At 63.8% G+C, this 18171-nt stretch carries 17 protein-coding genes and 1 tRNA gene; 6 read left to right on the top strand and 12 right to left on the bottom strand.

The window, feature by feature from the left end; translation table 11 throughout:
* The coding region (locus tag VKS22_03790) for a hypothetical protein (protein ID HLW69724.1) at positions 1 to 478 on the top strand (478 nt) is incomplete at its 5' end.
* Between the two features lie 54 nt (positions 479 to 532).
* On the opposite strand, the gene VKS22_03785 is transcribed toward VKS22_03790, so the two are convergent.
* Positions 533 to 1705: a nucleotidyltransferase family protein gene (locus tag VKS22_03785; GenBank protein ID HLW69723.1), complete on the bottom strand. Its 1173-nt coding sequence runs from the start codon at positions 1703 to 1705 to the stop codon at positions 533 to 535.
* Between the two features lie 107 nt (positions 1706 to 1812).
* Between VKS22_03785 and VKS22_03780 the strand changes: the two genes are divergently transcribed.
* A complete protein-coding gene (locus VKS22_03780; GenBank protein HLW69722.1) occupies positions 1813 to 2334 on the top strand; it encodes a winged helix DNA-binding protein in 522 nt (173 codons plus the stop codon).
* Between the two features lie 17 nt (positions 2335 to 2351).
* On the opposite strand, the gene boxB is transcribed toward VKS22_03780, so the two are convergent.
* The 5 genes from boxB to VKS22_03755 all read right to left on the bottom strand — a co-directional run bounded on the left by boxB (position 2352) and on the right by VKS22_03755 (position 8268).
* Positions 2352 to 3767 (bottom strand): benzoyl-CoA 2,3-epoxidase subunit BoxB, encoded by a 1416-nt coding sequence (boxB, locus tag VKS22_03775; GenBank protein HLW69721.1) that lies wholly within the window; start codon positions 3765 to 3767, stop codon positions 2352 to 2354.
* A complete protein-coding gene (gene boxC / locus VKS22_03770) occupies positions 3767 to 5419 on the bottom strand; it encodes a 2,3-epoxybenzoyl-CoA dihydrolase (GenBank protein HLW69720.1) in 1653 nt (550 codons plus the stop codon). Before boxC ends, boxB begins: the two co-directional genes overlap by 1 nt.
* A 91-nt stretch (positions 5420 to 5510) precedes the next feature.
* The gene (locus tag VKS22_03765) at positions 5511 to 6533 is read right to left on the bottom strand and encodes an ABC transporter ATP-binding protein (GenBank protein HLW69719.1); all 1023 of its coding nucleotides are present in this window, start codon (positions 6531 to 6533) and stop codon (positions 5511 to 5513) included.
* Entirely contained in the window at positions 6530 to 7303 is a 774-nt protein-coding gene (locus VKS22_03760) for an ABC transporter permease subunit (GenBank protein HLW69718.1), read from the bottom strand. The genes VKS22_03765 and VKS22_03760 overlap by 4 nt, the downstream gene beginning before the upstream one ends.
* On the bottom strand, positions 7300 to 8268 hold the full coding sequence (locus tag VKS22_03755; protein ID HLW69717.1) for an extracellular solute-binding protein: 969 nt from the start codon (positions 8266 to 8268) through the stop codon (positions 7300 to 7302). The genes VKS22_03760 and VKS22_03755 overlap by 4 nt, the downstream gene beginning before the upstream one ends.
* Before the next feature lie 85 nt (positions 8269 to 8353).
* On the opposite strand from VKS22_03755, the gene VKS22_03750 reads away from it, so the two are divergent.
* Positions 8354 to 9469 carry a substrate-binding domain-containing protein gene (locus tag VKS22_03750; GenBank protein HLW69716.1) on the top strand — a complete coding sequence of 372 codons (1116 nt, stop codon included), beginning with the start codon at positions 8354 to 8356 and terminating at the stop codon, positions 9467 to 9469.
* 71 nt (positions 9470 to 9540) lie between these two features.
* Positions 9541 to 11043, top strand: a complete 1503-nt coding sequence (locus tag VKS22_03745) for an aldehyde dehydrogenase family protein (GenBank protein ID HLW69715.1) — start codon at positions 9541 to 9543, stop codon at positions 11041 to 11043.
* A gap of 151 nt (positions 11044 to 11194) precedes the next feature.
* Here VKS22_03745 and VKS22_03740 read toward each other — a convergent pair.
* From VKS22_03740 to gap, 5 genes are all read right to left on the bottom strand, one after another.
* Positions 11195 to 11280: transfer RNA gene (locus VKS22_03740), tRNA-Leu, on the bottom strand.
* 66 nt (positions 11281 to 11346) lie between these two features.
* A complete protein-coding gene (gene secG / locus VKS22_03735; GenBank protein ID HLW69714.1) occupies positions 11347 to 11721 on the bottom strand; it encodes a preprotein translocase subunit SecG in 375 nt (124 codons plus the stop codon).
* 33 nt (positions 11722 to 11754) lie between these two features.
* The gene (gene tpiA / locus VKS22_03730) at positions 11755 to 12537 is read right to left on the bottom strand and encodes a triose-phosphate isomerase (GenBank protein HLW69713.1); all 783 of its coding nucleotides are present in this window, start codon (positions 12535 to 12537) and stop codon (positions 11755 to 11757) included.
* Positions 12538 to 12553: 16 nt separating this feature from the next.
* A complete protein-coding gene (locus tag VKS22_03725; protein HLW69712.1) occupies positions 12554 to 13729 on the bottom strand; it encodes a phosphoglycerate kinase in 1176 nt (391 codons plus the stop codon).
* Between the two features lie 57 nt (positions 13730 to 13786).
* Entirely contained in the window at positions 13787 to 14791 is a 1005-nt protein-coding gene (gap, locus tag VKS22_03720) for a type I glyceraldehyde-3-phosphate dehydrogenase (GenBank protein HLW69711.1), read from the bottom strand.
* A 180-nt stretch (positions 14792 to 14971) separates the two neighbouring features.
* Here gap and VKS22_03715 point away from each other — a divergent pair, with 180 nt between their 5' ends.
* Positions 14972 to 15868 carry an alpha/beta hydrolase gene (locus VKS22_03715; protein HLW69710.1) on the top strand — a complete coding sequence of 299 codons (897 nt, stop codon included), beginning with the start codon at positions 14972 to 14974 and terminating at the stop codon, positions 15866 to 15868.
* Between the two features lie 53 nt (positions 15869 to 15921).
* On the opposite strand, the gene VKS22_03710 is transcribed toward VKS22_03715, so the two are convergent.
* Positions 15922 to 17040, bottom strand: a complete 1119-nt coding sequence (locus tag VKS22_03710; GenBank protein ID HLW69709.1) for a hypothetical protein — start codon at positions 17038 to 17040, stop codon at positions 15922 to 15924.
* Positions 17041 to 17215: 175 nt separating this feature from the next.
* Between VKS22_03710 and VKS22_03705 the strand changes: the two genes are divergently transcribed.
* Entirely contained in the window at positions 17216 to 18016 is an 801-nt protein-coding gene (locus VKS22_03705) for a hypothetical protein (protein ID HLW69708.1), read from the top strand.
* Positions 18017 to 18171 lie beyond the last annotated feature (155 nt).

The raw sequence follows: 18171 nt of genomic DNA, 5'->3' as shown, positions 1-18171 counted from the left end.
CTTTCCCTGCTCCTCCATCCCTGCTATCGCTTTCCATGGCGTCATCCTCCGGCACCCGCCGCCTAGCGGGTGTGAGTTGTGGCTCAACTCGCCGGATCTTGACGCCTTTTCACTTTTCCACCAACTTCCCGACACTACCAAAATGAAATGGGATTCAGGCAAAAGTCTTATAACGTGCGAACTACGTACGCGATATCTAGAAGATCGCAAACTGGAACTGAATACAGTTCTGTACATGGGCGTTCCTGAGCCTCTCCGTAAACTAGGTCGCGCGATTTATAAGCGCATCGAGAAAGCACCCCAGCCCAAAAAGGAGTATCTGTTTCTTCGCTCGAGAAACATCCATGTACCACCAGAGTTCGACGACAATTTCAATGAAGCTGTTGCAGAAGAGATCGCTTCGTATATACGAAGTGACTTGCCCCAAATCACTGCAGAAATAAAAGAAGCTGTAAAGGGTATAACCGCGAGCATCTGAGGTGATGGTATAAGCGCGCCCAGGTACTTGCTGCAGGCCAATGTTTTCACCGTCTCAGGACTCTCTTCGCATATGGGCGCGCGCTGCTGCGCCGAGGCTGCGCGTCCCTCGCAACCCGATCCGGATTGGGCGCACGAGATAGTATGCCGGGTAGAGCCATCGTGGGAGTGGGCAATAGTGCGCGTCGATTAACGTTGGCGCGAGCGCATGCAGGAGCAGGTAGCGGACCCGCTCGCCGGTCTGCTCGATGCCAACCAGCGAGCGCGTGACTGACCCGATCGTGGAATCGGCCGGTGACGCTTCGCTGCAGAACTGTGCGGCGAGCCGCGCGACCGATGAGCGGGTTTCCGCGTCTGCGCCCTGAAGCGCTCCCGCGGGAAGCTCCGCGGCAAGCAGACCGGCGGCGAGCATCAGGCCCAGATTGAGCATTCGTGCGCATCCGGTGCGCGAGGCGCGTTCGGTGAGCGTCGCCCAATCGAGTTTAACCCGGCTAGCGAAGTACGCGACATCACAAATCTGACTGAGAAGCGGCCACCCATGGCGCGAGGCGTGAACGGCGAGAAAGAGCAGATGGTCTTCCGGGGCGAGCGTCGGCACCTGCCTTTCGCCGAGCGGGACGACCGATGCGCGCTGCCAGACCGCGTCGCCACGTGGACCGAAGGGATAATAGCCCGGCGCGAGGTCCCAATGGAGATCGAGGTTGAGGTCGCCCTCGCGGGCGCGGAAATTTATCTCGACCGCATGAAAGAAATCCGATTGAAACGCCACGTGATCAAAGTAGTCGCCGGCAAAGCCCAGGCGCTCGAGCAGGTGCGCGGCGCGCGGCACGTCGGCCTTCCGCACCAGGATATCGAGGTCGGCGAAGACCCGCAGACCAGGGTCGCCATAGGCCAATTGCGCAAGTATAGGACCTTTGAACGCGAGCAGTGCGATGGCGTTGCGTGCGAATTCGCCCATCAGCTCGATCAACCGCGCCGCGAGATACTCGTTGCGCAGCTCAATCGCCACGGCAGACGTGCGAATGCGATCGCGAATCGGATGCGGCGGGTCATCGAGGGTCGCGAGGGAGCGGGCCACCAGTGGGAGCACGCCCTGCGCGCGCGCCGCCTGTTCCAGCCATGACCAATCGAAATCGACGCCCGGCGGGGCGGCCGGGCGCGTGGACTTCGGCGCGCAGCAGCGCAGCAGAAAGCTCACCTCACCGGAACGATTCGTGCGGCTGGTCACAGGTTCTTCGCACCGGCGTCTTTCGCGCGGCTCTACGGTCAGATAATAATGTCATTTGGAAATTATTTCCGGTACTGGACGGTACGATGGCGGCGGGTGGAAGGAACATGGAATTTCAGGCTAGTGCAGAGAATCCGACCGAGCGGCGGATAACCGAGCTGCTCGAACTGTTCTACCCCGTGCATTACAAAACGGGAATCGCCTTCGAGGACGCGATGCGCGGGGACAAGCTAACGCGCAAACAGACGGCGATCCTGTGGTTGATCCACTCCGAAGGCAAGGAGCAGCGGCAGATGCGCCGCAAAGAGATCGAACGCTCGCTCCAAACCTGGTTCGAGGTCAGCAGTTCGGCGATCACGAAGGCGCTGCGCGGGATGTCGCGAGCGCCGCTGAGCCTGCTGAAGATTGTCGAGGACCCCGATTCGGCGCGGGAGAAGCAGGTGGTGCTCACCGCCAAGGGCGAAAAATTCGTCGAGCTGATGATCGAAGAAGGGCGGCGCATGATTCGCCGGATGGTCGAGCAGCTTACCGACGCCGAGGTTGACGGCGGCATCCTCTATTTGCGCAAGGCCACCGACGGCTTTGAAAACGTCTTGCAGGGCACGGTGACCAAGCGCGCTGAGGCTTAATCCGCGTCGAGCCGAATCTAGCCGGGCCGGACGTACGCGAAATCCTGCGCCTGATGATTGATGCCGCGCGCGGGCGGCGCGATCCAGCTCGCAAACTCTCCAGGTTTGACCGCCGGACGCATCAACGATGCGACGAAGTCGCGTTCTGCGAGCGTCGGCAGCCATTCTGCGACACCGGCTTCCCACTCCTCGCGCGAGACCACCCGCCCCTCGGGGGTTACTGACAGGTTCGCGAATTCGCCGATTCTTCGATTAAAGCCGCGATGCGGCAGCGTGAGCACTAAATCGAATCCCGCATCTTTGATGATGCGGTTCCAGCGCCCGACCCCGCGCGCCGAGTCGGCGACGTAATCGTCGCGCAGAATCTCGTTGAGGGCGAGGATCGTCGGCTGCTCCTCTTTGAGCAGGATGCCGCCAACGTAGCGCAGGACTTCGTATTTCTGTTCACTGAGCTGATGATCGTCGATGCGATCACTCTCGCGGAAGCGCCCCTTGAGTCCGGCATTAAAATAGTTGGCGGCGTTGGTCGAAAGCTCGGAACCAAACAGGTCAAGTGAAACCGCGTAGTGGTAATTCAGGTACTTCTGAATCAGCGCCAGCTCGATGCCGCCGTATTCGCCGACGTTGGCCGTGCGATGCTGCCGCATCAGCTCGCAGGTGCGCGCGACGACCCGCGCCACCCCCATCTCGCCGACGAAGAGGTGATGCGCCTCCTCGGTCAGCATAAAGCGGCAGGTGCGCGCGAGCGGATCGAAGCCGGACTCGGCCAGGCTGGCGAGCTGATACTTGCCGTCGCGATCGGTGAAATAGGTGAACATGAAAAAGGCGAGCCAGTCGGGGGTCGGCTCGTTGAAGGCGCCGAGGATGCGCGGGCGCTCGGCGCTGCCCGAATGGCGTTGCAGCAGAGCGTCAGCTTCCTCGCGGCCGTCGCGCCCAAAATAGGCGTGCAGCAGGTAGACCATCGCCCATAGGTGGCGGGCCTCCTCGACGTTGATCTGAAAGAGGTTGCGCAGATCATAGAGCGACGGCGCGGTCGCGCCGAGATGGCGCTGCTGTTCGACCGAGGCCGGCTCGGTGTCGCCCTGCGTGACGATCAGCCGCCGCAGCATCCCGCGATACTCGCCCGGCAGATCGGTCCAGACCGGCGCGCCGCGATGGACTCCAAAACCGATCGTGCGGCCGGGTTCGGCGTCGGCGAGAAAAATCCCCCAGCGATAATCAGGCATTCGCACGTGATCGAAAATTGCCCAGCCGTCGGCGCTGGCCGAGACTGCGGTCCGCAAATAAACCTCGGCCGCCTGAAAACCGAGCGGACCGAGCTCGCGCCACCAATTCAGAAAACGCGGCTGCCACTCTTCGAGCGCGCGCTGCAGGCGGCGGTTGCCCGCCAGATTGACGTTGTTGGGGATGCGCTCGGAATAGTCAATTTGCATCAGACCCTCCGCGGGTCGAAGGTTGCGCGCCGGCCGCTGCCGTAACGCTTGAGCGCGCCGTTTTCACCGACCGCATTCGGCCGTTGAAAAAGCCAGTTCTGCCAGGCCGAGAGCCGCGCGAAGATCTTACTCTCCATGGTCTCCGGGCCGGCGAAGCGCAGCGACGCCTCCATCGCGGTCAGCGCGTCGGGCGAAAAGGCCGCGCGCTCCTCGAGCGCGACGCGAACCTCGTCATCCCAATCGATGGCGTCGGGAGCGAAACCGATCAGCTCAAGTTCCAGCGCACGTTCGGCCGCGAGCTCCTCGCCCACACGCTTCTGCAGCGCCGCGACGCGCGCGGGGTCATCGAGAAAACGGCTGGCGAGCCGCGTTAAACCGTTGCACATGGTGAGCGGCCCGAAATTCATCGGAGTCAGCAGGACGCGCGCCGCCGGCACTTCGACATCGTCGCGGATGCCGCTCAGCATATAGGCGCGATCGGCCGCGAGCGCGATCTCGAACAGACTCCCGGCGTAGCAGGAGCCTGGCTCGATCAGCGCAAAGATCGAACGCGAGCTTACTTCGAGCCGTTTCAGCGTGCGCTTGAGATAAAGCGTGATTTCGCGCGCCAGCCAGTGGCCGCGATTTTCTGACAACAGATGATCGTAGCTTTCGACCAGTCGCCCGTCGCCCTGCGTGCGAAAGAGCCACGTCCCGACCGCTGTTTCGTTGAAACGCAGATGGAGCATCGCGTCGTCGAGCTCACGCGCGAGCGCCAGCGGCCAGAAGGTGTCGTCGACCGCGTCGAGCGCCGTCGCGCCGGTGCCCGCGGCGGCGCGAGGTCCGCGAATCGTCAGAGTGGCGATTGCACGATCCCGATCGATCTCGACGATCAGGTTCGAATAAGTCAGGCCCTCCGCTTCGATTTTGCGCGTCAGCGGACACAGCCTGACGCCTGTGGCAGCGGCCGGCCGGGGCGACATCGCAGCAAACTCGCGCGCCTTGCGCTCCGCCGCGTCAGCCAGTTGGGTGCGCGGCGCGACCTCATCCACCAGCCTCCACTCGACCGCCCGCGCGCCACGGACGCCCTCTTCGGTCGTGCAGAAGAAGTCCGCGCGATCGCGCCGGACGCGGCGCTTGTCCACCAGTCGCGTCAGCCCGCCGGTGCCGGGCAGGACCGCCAGCAGCGGCACTTCGGGCAGCGAGACACTGGTCGAGCCGTCGTCGGCCATGATCAGGTAATCGGTCGCCAGCGCCAGCTCGTAACCGCCGCCGGCGCACGGGCCATTGATCAGCGCAAGGTAGCGCTGGCCCGAGTTGGCGCTCGCATCTTCGAGCGCGTTGCGCGTCTCGTTGGTGAATTTGCAAAAGTTCACCTTGAAGCCATGCTCCGACTGGGCGAGCATCCGGATGTTCGCGCCGGCGCAGAAGATCCGCTCCCGTGCCGAGGTCAGGATCACCGCGGCGACCTCGGGATGCTCGAAGCGCAGCCGCTGGCTCGCGTCGTAGAGCTCGATATCGACGCCGAGATCATAGGAGTTCAGCTTCAGCTCATAACCGGGATGAATGCCGCCGGCTTCGTCAACCGCCAGCGCGAGGGTGGCGACACGGCCGTTGCAGCTCAGCCGCCAATGACGATAGCGCTCGGGGTCGGTCTGAAAGTCGATCAACATTCTTAACGCAGCTCGGGGGGCGGCGGAGTCTGCGACGCGCGGCCAAAGTAAAGACTCGCCTGCGCGGCTCCGCTGCGCTCCGCCTAATGCATCATAGCGCAGAGCCGTCCGGATCCCACACCAGCAAGCGAATGCGGTCAGCCGGGACGCGCACGTTGACCTCGTCGCCGGCGCGCAGCCGCGAGGCTTCGCGATACGAGGTCAGCCAGGCTTCCAGCGGCAGCGGACCGTCGAGGACCACGCGCGGGCCGAGACCCTCGTGGCGGACTTCGGTGAGCCGCGCGCGGAAGCGGTTGCCAGGAACCCGCAACTCCTCTTGGTTGAGTATGACGTCGCGCGAACGAATCGCGATTCCGACGTCCGCGCTGAGCGGCGCGCGGGCAAAGACCTCGAGTTGGAGGCCGCCACGGTCGATGATCGTCCAGCGTTCGCTGCGCTCGACGACACGGACGCGAAAAAGATTCTGAAAACCGACCAGCCGCGCAACGTGCGCGGTCGCCGGATGATCGAAAACCTTGGCGGGCTCACCCGCCTGAATTATTTTTCCGTGAGCCAACACGGCGACGCGGTCACCAATCGCGGCCAGATGCGGATCATGGGTCGCGACCAGCGCGGGCAGGCCGAGGCGGCCGATCAGTGCGCGCAGCTCTTCGAGCACGCGATCGCGCGTCGCCGGGTCGAGCGCATTGGTGGGCTCGTCGAGCAGCAGCAGCTCGGGTCCTCGCGCCAGCACGCGCGCCAACGCGACCCGCTGCATCTGTCCGCCCGACAGGCTGCGCGGATCGCGTTCGGCAAGATCGGCGAGGCCCACGAGCTCCAGTAGCTGAAGAGCGCGGCTGCGCCGGGCCTTGCGGCGGCCATCGATCGCGAAGGCGACGTTGCCCCAAACCGGCAGATGCGGAAAGAGCGCGTAGCCTTGCGGGAGGTAGCCGATGGGCCGCCGATGCGCCGGCAGCCCGCCATACGGCATCCCTTCGGCTGCGATCAAGCCCGCGAGCGCCTTCAGCAACGTGGTCTTGCCCGCGCCACTGGAGCCGAGCAGCACCGTAAACCCGGTGACTTCGAGCGCGGCTTCAATCGCGAGCGGTTTTTCGATCCGGTAATCGACCTTCATAGCGCCGCTTCGATTCTGGCGAGATTGCGCCGCGAGGCAATCCCGAGAATCAGCGGCAGTGGCAGCGCCACCATGAAGAACAACCAGAGCAGGGGGTAGACGGCGCTCAGTCCAAGGTCCTGCAGGTTCACCCACAGCTTGACCGGGATGCCCTGGGGAAAATAGGCGATTATCAGCACTATGCCGAACTCACCGAGCGCGCGTACCCACGCGATCGCGATCCCGACGCCGACCCCGAGCCGCGCCAACGGCATCGTCACGCGCCAAAAAGTCTGCCACGGCGTCCGCCCCAGCGTCAGCGACAGCTGCTCGAGATTCGGATCGACGCTCTCGAAGGCCGCGCGTGCTGCGATTATGAAGTAGGGCGCGGCCGCATACACCTGGGCCAGCACGAAGGCCGCCGGCGTGTTGGTCAGCTCAACCCCCAACTGATGCGCGGCGTCGCCCGCCCATCCGTATGGGCCGTAGAAGAGCGCGAGCAGAATACCCATCGCGAGCGGCGGCGTCAGCAGTGGCAGCAGGATGAGCGCCTCGCCGATCCACTTGCCACGGAAGTCATGACGCGCCATCCAATAGGCGAGCGGCGTACCGCCGATGACGATTAGTACCAGCGCCGCGAGCGTGTAAGTCACCGAGACCCGCAGGGCGTCGAGGTCGCCGGCCGCGGGACGCAGATGGAGCCACGGCGTCATCCAGGCAAAGGCAATGAACGGCGCCGTCAGGAGCGCGAGCACGCCGATCGCCGCGGCGGCGAGCAACTCGCGTCTCATTTGAGCGTGGCGGCAGCGGTCGCGTCATAACCGCTCCCGCCCAGCATCTGCTGACCGCGCGGGCCGTGCATGAAATCGACGAAAGCTGCGGCCAGCTCCGGATGCTCCGCGTTGGTCAGAACCGCCGCGTAAAAAACCAGCGGCTCAGGCTTGGCCGTGATCGGTTTACCGTCCGGCCCGGTGATCGCGAAGCCCGCCTTGCTGTACCAACTATCGAAGAAGGCCGGATCAGCGAGATTAATTTCGCGCGGCAACGCGATGTAGGGGAGATGCTGCGACTTGATCGCCGAGAGATAGCCGACGGTGGCGTCGATCTGCCCGCTTGCCAGCCGCGTCAGGATTGACGGCTCGGTGAAGATCTGCGCCGGGTTGCGCGGCTCGCCGAGAATCTGTTTTTCGAGGCCGGCGGCTGAATAATATTTCTCGGCAAGCTTGAAGGTGAAGATAACGTTGCGCCCCTGCGGGTCGGTTGCAGGATCGGTCCGGCCGAAACGCAAACCGGTTGACCCAAGGACCTTGTACCAGGGTTGGCCTGAGGCCGATCCGGCCGCGGCGAAGGCGTTGGCAAACTGGCTCTTTGGTCCGTATGCCAGCACCATCTGGGTGCTGGCGACGGGAATCGCTTCCTTGATCAGGCCGTTCTTGAGCAGGATGCGCATCGGGCCCGGCGTGATCGAAACGAAGACGTCGGCGCGCAGTTGCTTGGCCTCGAGCAGATGCGCCAGCGCGTAAGCCGCCTGGCCGATCCCTTGGTAGTCCGCGGCGTGCACCATGGCGAATTCGGGGCCGATCTTTTGATCCATCACCGCGCCCATCGAACCGGCGTAGGCGACACGGATAGTCGGGGCATCGGCAGCGAGCGCGCTGCCCGTCTCGCCTGCCGGCACGAGCATCAGCGCGGCGACAGCGGCCGCGGCCAGTAGCCCGATTTTCGTCGCGCCGCGAACCTGTTCCCTTTTTGCCATCGCAAAGACTCCGTTGGAGCGCCAAGTTATTAGACTTAAACGACTCGGCCTTCTATGCCATGCTGTAATATATCTGACAAGTATGATGGCCGGACAAATCGAGGAGAGACTGCGTGCGCTGCGGAACGCGCGCAAACTGAGCCAGGTCGAACTAGCGCGCCGCGTGCGGATTTCGCGCCAGGCGCTGGGCGCAATTGAAAGCGGTCTCTATCAGCCCGGAGTCGCCGTCGCGATCCGGCTGGCGCAGGAGCTTGGCGAGTCGGTCGAGAGCCTGTTCGGCGACGCCGACGACAACCGTCCGCTAATTGCCCAGTGCGCGGCAGCCGAAGCCCGCGCCCCGCATACGCGCGTCGCGCTGGCCCGTCTGGGCGGCCGCCTCGTCGCGATGGCGGTGCCCGCGAGCGCGCTCGCGCTCCATCCCGCCGGCGGTCTCGTGACGCAGAGTCTGCGCGGCAAGCGCGTCGAAGTCGCGGCCCTGCGCTCCTCGGCGGAGATCGATTTGACCGTGGTGATCGCCGGCTGCGACCCGGCCGTCGCCCTGCTGGGCGATTATCTTGCGCGCCGCCAACCACGAATCGAGGTCGCCGCGCTCGCGCAATCGAGCCGCGACGCGTTGACGACTGCGGCGAGCGGCGGCGCGCACGCCGCCGGGGTTCATCTGCGCGACCCCGGATCCGATGACTACAATATCGCCGCGGCGCGCCGAGCCTTCGCCGCCAAGCCCTTTCGCGTCGTCAACTTCGCCCGCTGGGAGCTCGGGCTGGCGTCGCGGCCGTCGGGTCCGCGCATCGACCGCCTCGAGCAGCTCACTCACAAGGGGACGCGGCTGATCAATCGCGAGCGTGGCGCCGGCGCACGTGCAGCGCTCGACGAGGCGCTGGCGGGCGACGGCCTCAAACCCGCTGATATCACCGGCTATGATCGGTTTGCCGCAGGCCATCTCGAAGTCGCCGCCGCCATCGCTGAGGGCTCCGCTGACGCCGGCGTGACCCTGCGCTTCGCTGCCGAGGTCCTCGGCCTCGCCTTTCAACCCTGGCGCGAGGAGCGCTATGATTTGATTATCCCCGCGGCCGAATTCGACTCCGCGCCGGTGCGCGGCCTGCTCGACGCGCTCAATTCGGCCCGGCTCGCACGCGAGATAACTGCGCTGTGCGCCTACGACACGTCGCAGATGGGCCGCGTCGACGCGCCCTTCGCGTAGGCCCGCCGATATGGTAGTTAGTCGAAAGTTTCCGCTCATAACCGTGAGATCCAGACAGGAGGGTAATTCCAATGGCTGCAGCACCCCAGGTTGAGAGCGCCGCAAAGGGCGCCAAAAATTCCGCCGCGCTGGCCTTTTTGCGCGGACCCAAGCAACTGCTGATCGGCGGCAAATGGCGGCCGGCCAAATCCGGCAAGACCTTCGAGACCGTCAATCCGGCCAACGAAGAAGTCCTCGCGTTGATCGCCGAGGGCGACAAGGCCGACGTTGACGAGGCCGTCAAGGCCGCGCGCAAGGCCTTCGACGAGGGCGCCTGGCCCGCGATGGGACCCCATCAGCGCGCCCGCCTGATGTTCAAAATCGCCGAGCTGATCGACGAGCACGCCGAGGAGCTCGCCGAACTCGAAACCCTCGACAATGGCAAGCCGCTGACCTTCGCGCGCGCCTTCGACGTTCCGGCCGCGGCGGAGACCTTCCGCTACTATGGCGGCTGGGTGACCAAACTCTACGGCGAGACCAACCCCTCCGATCCGGCCTTCTTCAACTATACGCTGCGCGAACCGGTCGGCGTCTGCGGGCAGATCATCCCGTGGAACTTTCCGCTGCTGATGGCCGCGTGGAAGCTCGGCCCGGCGCTCGCCTGCGGCAACACGGTAATCCTCAAACCGGCCGAGCAGACCCCGCTCACCGCGCTCCGATTGGGCGAGCTGATCACCGAGGCCGGACTGCCCGACGGCGTCCTCAATATCGTCACCGGCTTCGGCCCCGGCGCCGGCAGCTCGATCGCCGAGCATCCGAACGTGGACAAAGTCGCCTTCACCGGTTCGACCGAAGTCGGCAAGATCATCCTCAAAGCCTCCGCCGGCAATCTCAAGAAAGTCTCGCTCGAACTCGGCGGCAAAGCCCCGAATATCATCTTCCCCGACGCCGACCTGTCGCAGGCGGTGCCGACCTCGATGATGGGTGTGTACTTCAACTCGGGCCAGGTCTGCTGCGCCGGCACCCGCATCTTTGTGCAGCGCGACAAATATGACGAGGTCGTCGATCAGCTCACGGCCTTCAGCAAGAGCGTCACCGCCGGCGACCCCTTCAATCAGGGCACGATGATGGGTCCGGTGGTCTCGCAGGAGCAGTTCGAGCGGGTCAAGGGCTATCTCGCGGTCGGCAAAAAAGAAGGCGCCAAGGTCTCGTCGGGCGGCGAGACGCCTGCGGGCAAAGGCTACTTCGTCCAGCCCACGCTCTTCAGCGGCGTCAACAACGACATGCGGATCGCGCGCGAGGAGATCTTCGGACCGGTCGCATCGGCGATTCCCTTCAAAGACGAAAACGACGCGGTCTTTCAGGGCAACGACACCGAGTACGGCCTCTCTGCCGCGGTCTGGACGCGCGACATCAGCCGCGCGCACAAGGTCGCACGCTCGCTCAAGGCCGGCACGGTTTGGGTGAACTGCTACAACCAGCTCGATCCGATCTCGCCCTTCGGCGGCTACAAGCAGTCGGGCTTCGGCCGCGAACTCGGCCGCTACGCGATCGATCTCTACACGCAGATCAAATCGGTCTGGATGAAGCTGTAATCGTTCGATCTTACAGGCTGTGAAAACAGGCGGCGGGCATCTTGCGATGTCCGCCGCTTTTTCGTCAGTTAACGCAGCTGCACAAGCTCTGCTCAGCGATCCTGAGCCAGTCTTCGAGGCGAAGAGTCTGCTCTGACGCTGAAAAAAGCGATGGTGCGCGGAGCGGGACTTGAACCCGCACGGTATTTCTACCACGAGCCCCTCAAACTCGCGTGTCTGCCATTCCACCACCCGCGCACACAGCAGAAATAACAACGAAAGATCGCCGAGGATGCGATCTGCGGCCTGGTCTCGCCCGCTCCGCTATTTATGTCCGCTCGGTGTCGAGGGCGCCGCCGGATGATTCGCGGCCGGGGCGCCGCTAACCGGCGGCTGCGCAGGGGCTGCCGCCTTGGTAGCCGGCGCGGCCGGCAGCGTCACGTGGCCGCCCTCGAAGATACTGCCGGTGGCCCGCCGCGTCGAGGCGTACGCGAGGACGAGCGAAGTCGCGAAAAAGATGATTGCGCATCCCCACGTAATCTTGGTGAGCAGGTTACCTGCGCCACTCGCGCCAAAAACCGTCTGACTCGACCCGCCGAAAACCGCACCGACGTCGGCGCCCTTGCCCTGCTGGAGCAGCACGACGGTCACCAACGTCAGACACACGAAAATATGGATCACGACTACAAGAGCGATCATTTAATTATTCTGCCGGTCAGTTCGCGGCTGGCATCACCCTGCCGCTGACGACCCGCCTCTTACAATCTGGGCGAACGACCCGGCCTTCAAGCTTGCCCCGCCGACCAAAGCCCCGTCAATATCGGGCTTTGCCATGAGAGAGTCAACATTCTCCGCGGTGACGCTGCCGCCGTAGAGGATCCGGATCGTGTCCGCGGCTGGCCGCGAGAAGTGGTCGGCCAGCGCTTCGCGGATCGCGGCATGCACCAGTTGAGCCTGCTCGGGGGTTGCGGTGCGTCCGGTCCCGATCGCCCAGACCGGCTCGTAGGCGACGACCACGCGCTCGGCGCTCTCGGCTTTCAACCCGGCCAGGCCGGCTTGCATCTGCCGCAACACCACCTCGAGCGTGCGGCCGCCGTCGCGCTCTTCCAGCGTCTCACCGACGCAAAGAATCGCCGTGAAGCGGTTCGCAATCGCGCCCGCGACCCGCTTGCCCACCAGCTCGTCGCTCTCGGCAAAGATATGCCGGCGCTCCGAGTGACCCAGGATTACGTGCGTGACGCCAAACGCCTTGAGCATCGCGGGCGCGACTTCGCCGGTGAACGCGCCCTTATTCTCGAAGTGCGCGTTCTGCGCGCCGAGGAGTATTGACGATCCGGCCAGCGCTTGCGCGACCGCCGGAATCGTCAGAAAGGGCGGCGCGACCAGCACTTCACGATCGCGCGCAAGGTTCGCGGCGTCGCGGTCGATTTCGGCGCGCAGCTCCGCAATCAGCGCGCGCCCCTCGGTCGGGCCGAGATTCATCTTCCAGTTACCCGCAATGAGTTTCTTGCGCATAGGTTCCTGCCTGTCTTCAGGCTTCGAGCGCCTTGACGCCCGGGAGTTCGCGGCCTTCGAGGTATTCAAGGGTCGCGCCGCCGCCGGTCGAGATATGGGTGAAGTTCGCGGCCCACGGCTGTCCGGCAACCGCCGCCGCGGTGTCGCCGCCGCCGATCAGGCTCGTCGCCCCGGTCATCCCGGCGATCGCCTCGCCGACCGCGAGCGTGCCGGCGGCAAAGGCGGGAATCTCGAAGAAGCCGAGCGGCCCGTTCCAGACGATCGTGTGCGCCCCGCGCAGGCGCTCGACGAACTCCGCGATTGTGCGCGGACCGATATCCAAACCCATTCGATCGCCGGGGATTTGTTCGACGATTTCCGCGCTCGCGGCAGCGTCCGGAGCCTCCGCTACGATGTGATCCGACGGCAGCACCAACGCCACCCCACTTTTCTCTGCCAGCGCCAGCAACTCGCGCGCGAGCTCGAGCTTGTCCTCTTCGACCCGCGACTTGCCGATCGGCAGACCCTGCGCCTGGAGGAACGTATAGGCCATCGCGCCGCCGATAAGGAGAGCGTCAACCTTGGTCAGTAGAGTGCGGATTACCGCGATTTTGTCCGAGACCTTCGCCCCGCCGAGAATCGCGATATAAGGACGCGCCGGATTTTCCGTGACCGCGCGCAACGCCTCGAGCTCGCGGATCATCAGGAAGCCCGCCGCGCGCTCGCGGATAAACCGGGCTACGCCCACCGTCGAGGCGTGGGCGCGATGCGCCGCGCCAAAAGCGTCATCGATATACACGCTCTTGCCCCGCGCGAGTTCGTGAGAGAAGTCGCGATCGTTGGCCTCCTCCTCAGGATGGAACCGCAGGTTCTCGAGCAGCAACGCGCTGCCTCCGGTGAGATCCGCGATCATCCGCCCGGTAATCTCGCCGATACAGTCCGGCGCCAGCGCGACCTTTTTCCCGAGCGCGCCGCTCAGATACTCGGCAACCGGCTTGAGACTCAACTCAGGTGTCCGTTCCTTCGGACGCCCCAGATGCGAGCAGAGCACGGCCGCTCCGCCCTGCTCCAGAACATAACGAATGGTCGCCAGGCTCGCATCGATGCGCGCGGGATCGGTGATGCGTCCGCCTTCGAGGGGCACATTGAAATCGCATCGCACCAGGACCTTGCGCCCGTCGAGCTTCAGACTCGTCAGCGGAGTGGCGGCCATTGTCGTCGTCCGAAATTGTCTGTCACCGATCGCTCCACGCGGATCAAAGTTGGCGGATCAGAGTCGCGCGGCGACGAACGCCGTGATGTCCGCGAGCCGGTTCGAGTAGCCCCATTCGTTGTCGTACCAGGAGAAAATCTTGACCAGCCGCTTGCCCAGCACCTTGGTCAGGGGCGCGTCAAAGATCGACGAGTGCGGGTTGTTGTTGAAATCGAGCGACACCAACGGCTCCTCGCTGTACTGCAGAATCCCCTTGAGCTCGCCCTCAGCGGCTTTCTTCATCGCGGCGTTAACGCTCTTGTCGTCGCAGTCGCGCTCAACCGCGGCCGTCAGATCAACCACCGAAACATTCGCCGTCGGTACGCGGATCGCGATGCCGTCGAGTTTGCCGTTGAGCGCGGGCAGCACCAGCCCGATCGCCTTGGCCGCCCCGGTCGACGTCGGGATCATCGAGAGCCCGGCCGCGCGCGCCCGCCGCAGATCTTTATGCGGACCGTCCTGCAGCATCTGATCCGATGTATAGCTGTGCACGGTGGTCATCAGGCCGTTCACGATGCCGTAGTTTTCGTGCAGCACCTTGGCGATCGGCGCGAGGCAGTTAGTCGTACACGACGCATTCGAGATGACGTCGTGCTTCTTGACGTCGTAGGCCTCCTGGTTGACGCCGAGGCAGAGCGTGACGTCGACGCCATCGGCCGGCGCGCTGATCACCACCTTGCGCGCCCCGGCGCTCAGATGGAGTGCCGCCTTGTCGCGCGCCGTGAAGAGCCCGGTGGATTCCACCACCACCTGCACCCCGAGCTCCTTCCACGGCAGCTTCGCGGGATCGCGCTCGGCGATGACGCGCAGTGCGTGGCCGTCCAGCATGATCTGCCCGCCTTCGACCTTAACCTGATGGGGCAGCGGACCGTGGATCGAATCGTATTTGAGCAGATGGGCGAGGGTTGGCGCGTCGGTAATGTCGTTGACCGCGACGACCTCGAGGTCTTTCTTTTCCAAGGCCGCCCGATAGAACATACGGCCGATCCGGCCGAAGCCGTTGATGCCAATTTTGATCGCCACGAATTGAGTCCTCCCCGCGCCAGCGCCGACGCAATCAGCTTTGCCGATAAATTACCATAAGTCACAAACTGAACCAGCACCAAGCCATCACGGTTCTATCTGAAACACGGGACCGCCATCACTAGGGCGCTTGACCTGCTGCGGAGCGCCGTGCGATTAGCCGAAGCGGAGGACCTCATTATGCGGCGCGATATCGAGATTCAGGCGGAAGGAGCCACGCTCCGCGGATGGCTGTTTACTCCCGAGCGCAGCGCCGGGCCGGCGCCCGTCGTCGTGATGGCGCACGGCTTCTCGGCCGTCAAGGAGATGTATCTGGATCGCTACGCCGAGGTTTTCAGCACTGCCGGAATCGCCGCACTGGTCTTCGACAATCGCAATTTTGGCGCGAGCAGCAGCGAGCCCCGATATGAAATCGACCCGTGGCAGCAGGTGCGCGATTATCGCCACGCGATCACCTGGGTGCGGACGCAACCCGGGATCGATCGCGAGCGCGTCGGCGTCTGGGGATCGAGCTACAGCGGCGGCCACGTCCTGGTGCTGGGCGCGATCGACCGGCGCGTCAAGTGCGTGGTCTCGCAAGTCGCGCTCGTCAGCGGCTCGCGCAATTTGAAGCGTTTGGTGCGCGCCGACATGTTCGCGAGTCTGCGCGAGCAGTTCGACGCCGATCGCGAAGCCCGTCTCGGCGGCGCCGCACCCATGATGATCCCGGTCGTCAGCGAAGACCCCATGGGTCCGGCGGCCCTGCCGACCGCTGACTCCTGGAGCTGGTTCACCGCGACCGGCAAGAGCCGCGCGCCGTCGTGGCGCAACGAGGTCACCCTGCGCACCGTCGAGATGCTCGGCGAGTACGAACCCGGCTCGTACGTCGAGCGCATCAGCCCGACGCCGCTGCTGATGATCATTGCCGACGGCGACCATCTGGCCGTCGCCGACGAAGCTTTCGCCGCCTACCATCGCGCGCTTGAGCCCAAAAAGCTGCTCGTGCTCAAGGGCGGCCACTTCGACGCCTACGTCAAGGACTTCGAGGCTTCCAGCAGCGCCGCCCGCGATTGGCTAGTGGAACATCTCAGTAGATAGTCCGGCGGTGGGCGCGCGAGCCCGACGGCTCGCACACCCATCAGCGGAAATAGCTATTTCTTCGGTATCGGCAGGGTGACCAGTGCAACCGCGGCCGGCGAAAATGCAATTCCGTTGGGATGGACCAGTCCGGTGACGACGGGCGTGATAATGCCCGTGTTCATGTCGAGCAAACCGATGTCACCGACCGCGTCCGCGACGGTATAGACTTCACTCGGCGGAAAGTAGGGCTTCGTCAGCGTGTAGATTGCATTGCCGCCGGTATCGGTGATGAACAGGGTTCCCGCGGTGGAGATCATCCCAGAGGTCGAACCGACAAAGATCGTGTCGTTGACCTCGGTCGGGACGCCGCTCATCGTCAGCGGAACGTTGAGCACCGGATTCGTTGCGGTAGCGGAGCGCACGACGATGAGCTCATCGTCGCCCTGGCTGTCCAGCACCAGTTCGCCGGCCGGATCCAGCGTCATCGAATCCGCATCGCTGATGGCCAACGTCTCATCCGCGCCGGTCACGACGTTGAAAGCGGTTGCATTGCCCGCGAGCGTTTGAGTGACCTTCGTAACTTTCGCGGGCTTCCCGCTAATCTGCACGATCGCCTGACTGGTGAAGGGCGGCCCTGCCGGATTCGACGCAGAAATAAAAACGTCTTGGGAGTTTTTTCCGGCAAAGACGAAGTCATCGAAACCGCCGCCATGAGCGGTCGGGTTTACGAATCCGAAGGTTTTGAATTTGCCGTTCTTCGGATTGATCTCCGCCAGCGTCGGACTAGCGTCCTCATTCTGCGTCGTCCAAACCTCGTTGGTTTTCGGATTAATCTTGAGTCCGTCTGTGTGGCCGGCGATGATGACGTTTTGCAGCACCTTACCGGTGCTGATCTCGTACTCGACGATATTGCTCGTGCCGCTCGTGCCGTCCGGAGCGGCATTGTTTTGGTACGCGACCCAAAGGTCCGCACCATCGGCTGAGATCGCCAGATCATCGGGCTTGGTTGCAGGAGATGGCGGCGTCCCTTGGTTGGGCGGCACTCCGGGAAAGGTCGTGAGGGTATAAGGCGATGCAGCGACCGGCTGCGCCTGTGCGCCTCTCACCGCCAGCATGAAAGCGACGGAAAGCGCAAATCCGCCAACCAGCAATCGTTTAGCGCTGCAAATTCGTGAAACCATCGAAACCATCAACATTCTCCTGTCGTTTTCCGTGATGAGAACGCAGGAGAATACGCGACGGCCAAAGACGCGGCGTTAACGATGGGTTACCCGAATATGAAATTATCCCCCGCAGCCGAATCGCATCGTCGAGGTTTTTTACGCGCCTCACCGGCTCGAAGCCGCGCCAGGAGGGTTTGATTCGATGGAAACCACACCAGCTTCGCGCGGTGTTTTGCTCGTCGGCAGCGTTCCGCTCGAAAATGCGGAACAGGTTTTCCGCACCGCGGCGTCGCTCCTCGGATCACATCTGCGGCGAATTCCCGACGGCGAGACCGGCGACCGTCTGGGCTGGATCGGATGGCAGTTCAAGGTGTTCGGCAGTCATCCGCGCTTCGAGGTAATCCCACCCGAACCGGGCGGCTACACGACGATCCCGCATGTGCGCCTGCGGAGCGCCGATCGGTCGGTGGATGTGAGCTTCGGACGGCTCGGCTATGCCGCGGCCGCCGGCGCTTCGTGGACGGACTTTGTGCGGCTCCAGCGCGAAGGCGTGATTCCGGCGGCGACCCGTTTCCAAGTCAGCTTGCCGACGCCACTGGCGCCGATCACCTCCTTCGTCGTGATCGAAGACCAGGCGCGCGTCGAACCGGCCTATGAAACGCGTCTGCTCGCTGAGCTCGACGAGATTTGTGCGGCGATTCCGCCGCAGTCGCTCGCGATCCAATGGGACGTCGCGATCGAGATGGCCATCTGGGAGCAGGTCTTTCCGGTGCACTTTGCCGACCTCAAGCGCGGTGTCGTCGAACGGCTCGCGCGGCTCGGCGAGCGCATCCCGGCCGGTGTCGAGCTGGGCTATCATCTTTGTTACGGCGACTATGGTCATCAGCACTTCAAGCAGCCGGCTGACGCGGCGAATCTCGTCGAGGTCGCCAACTCCGTGATGGCTGCCGTCACGCGCCCGATCAATTGGATTGGGAAGAACATACTTGACTCATCAGACTAAATCCTCTATAGTTCTTTTTTCATGGCGAACGAACCCACCAATCTTAAAGACGCGGTTATCTACTTCTCCAACCCTGATAACTGCCTGAATTACTTGGCTGTGCGCCGTTGGCCGAACGGTGTGTTTTGTCCTACTTGCGGGTCGGACAAGGTGAG

It is taken from the genome of Candidatus Binataceae bacterium, assembly GCA_035308025.1.
GTDB lineage: Bacteria > Desulfobacterota > Binatia > Binatales > Binataceae > JAJPHI01.
The sequence above is the reverse complement of the archived record's forward strand: the minus strand, read 5'-3'. Positions and strand labels throughout refer to the sequence as shown.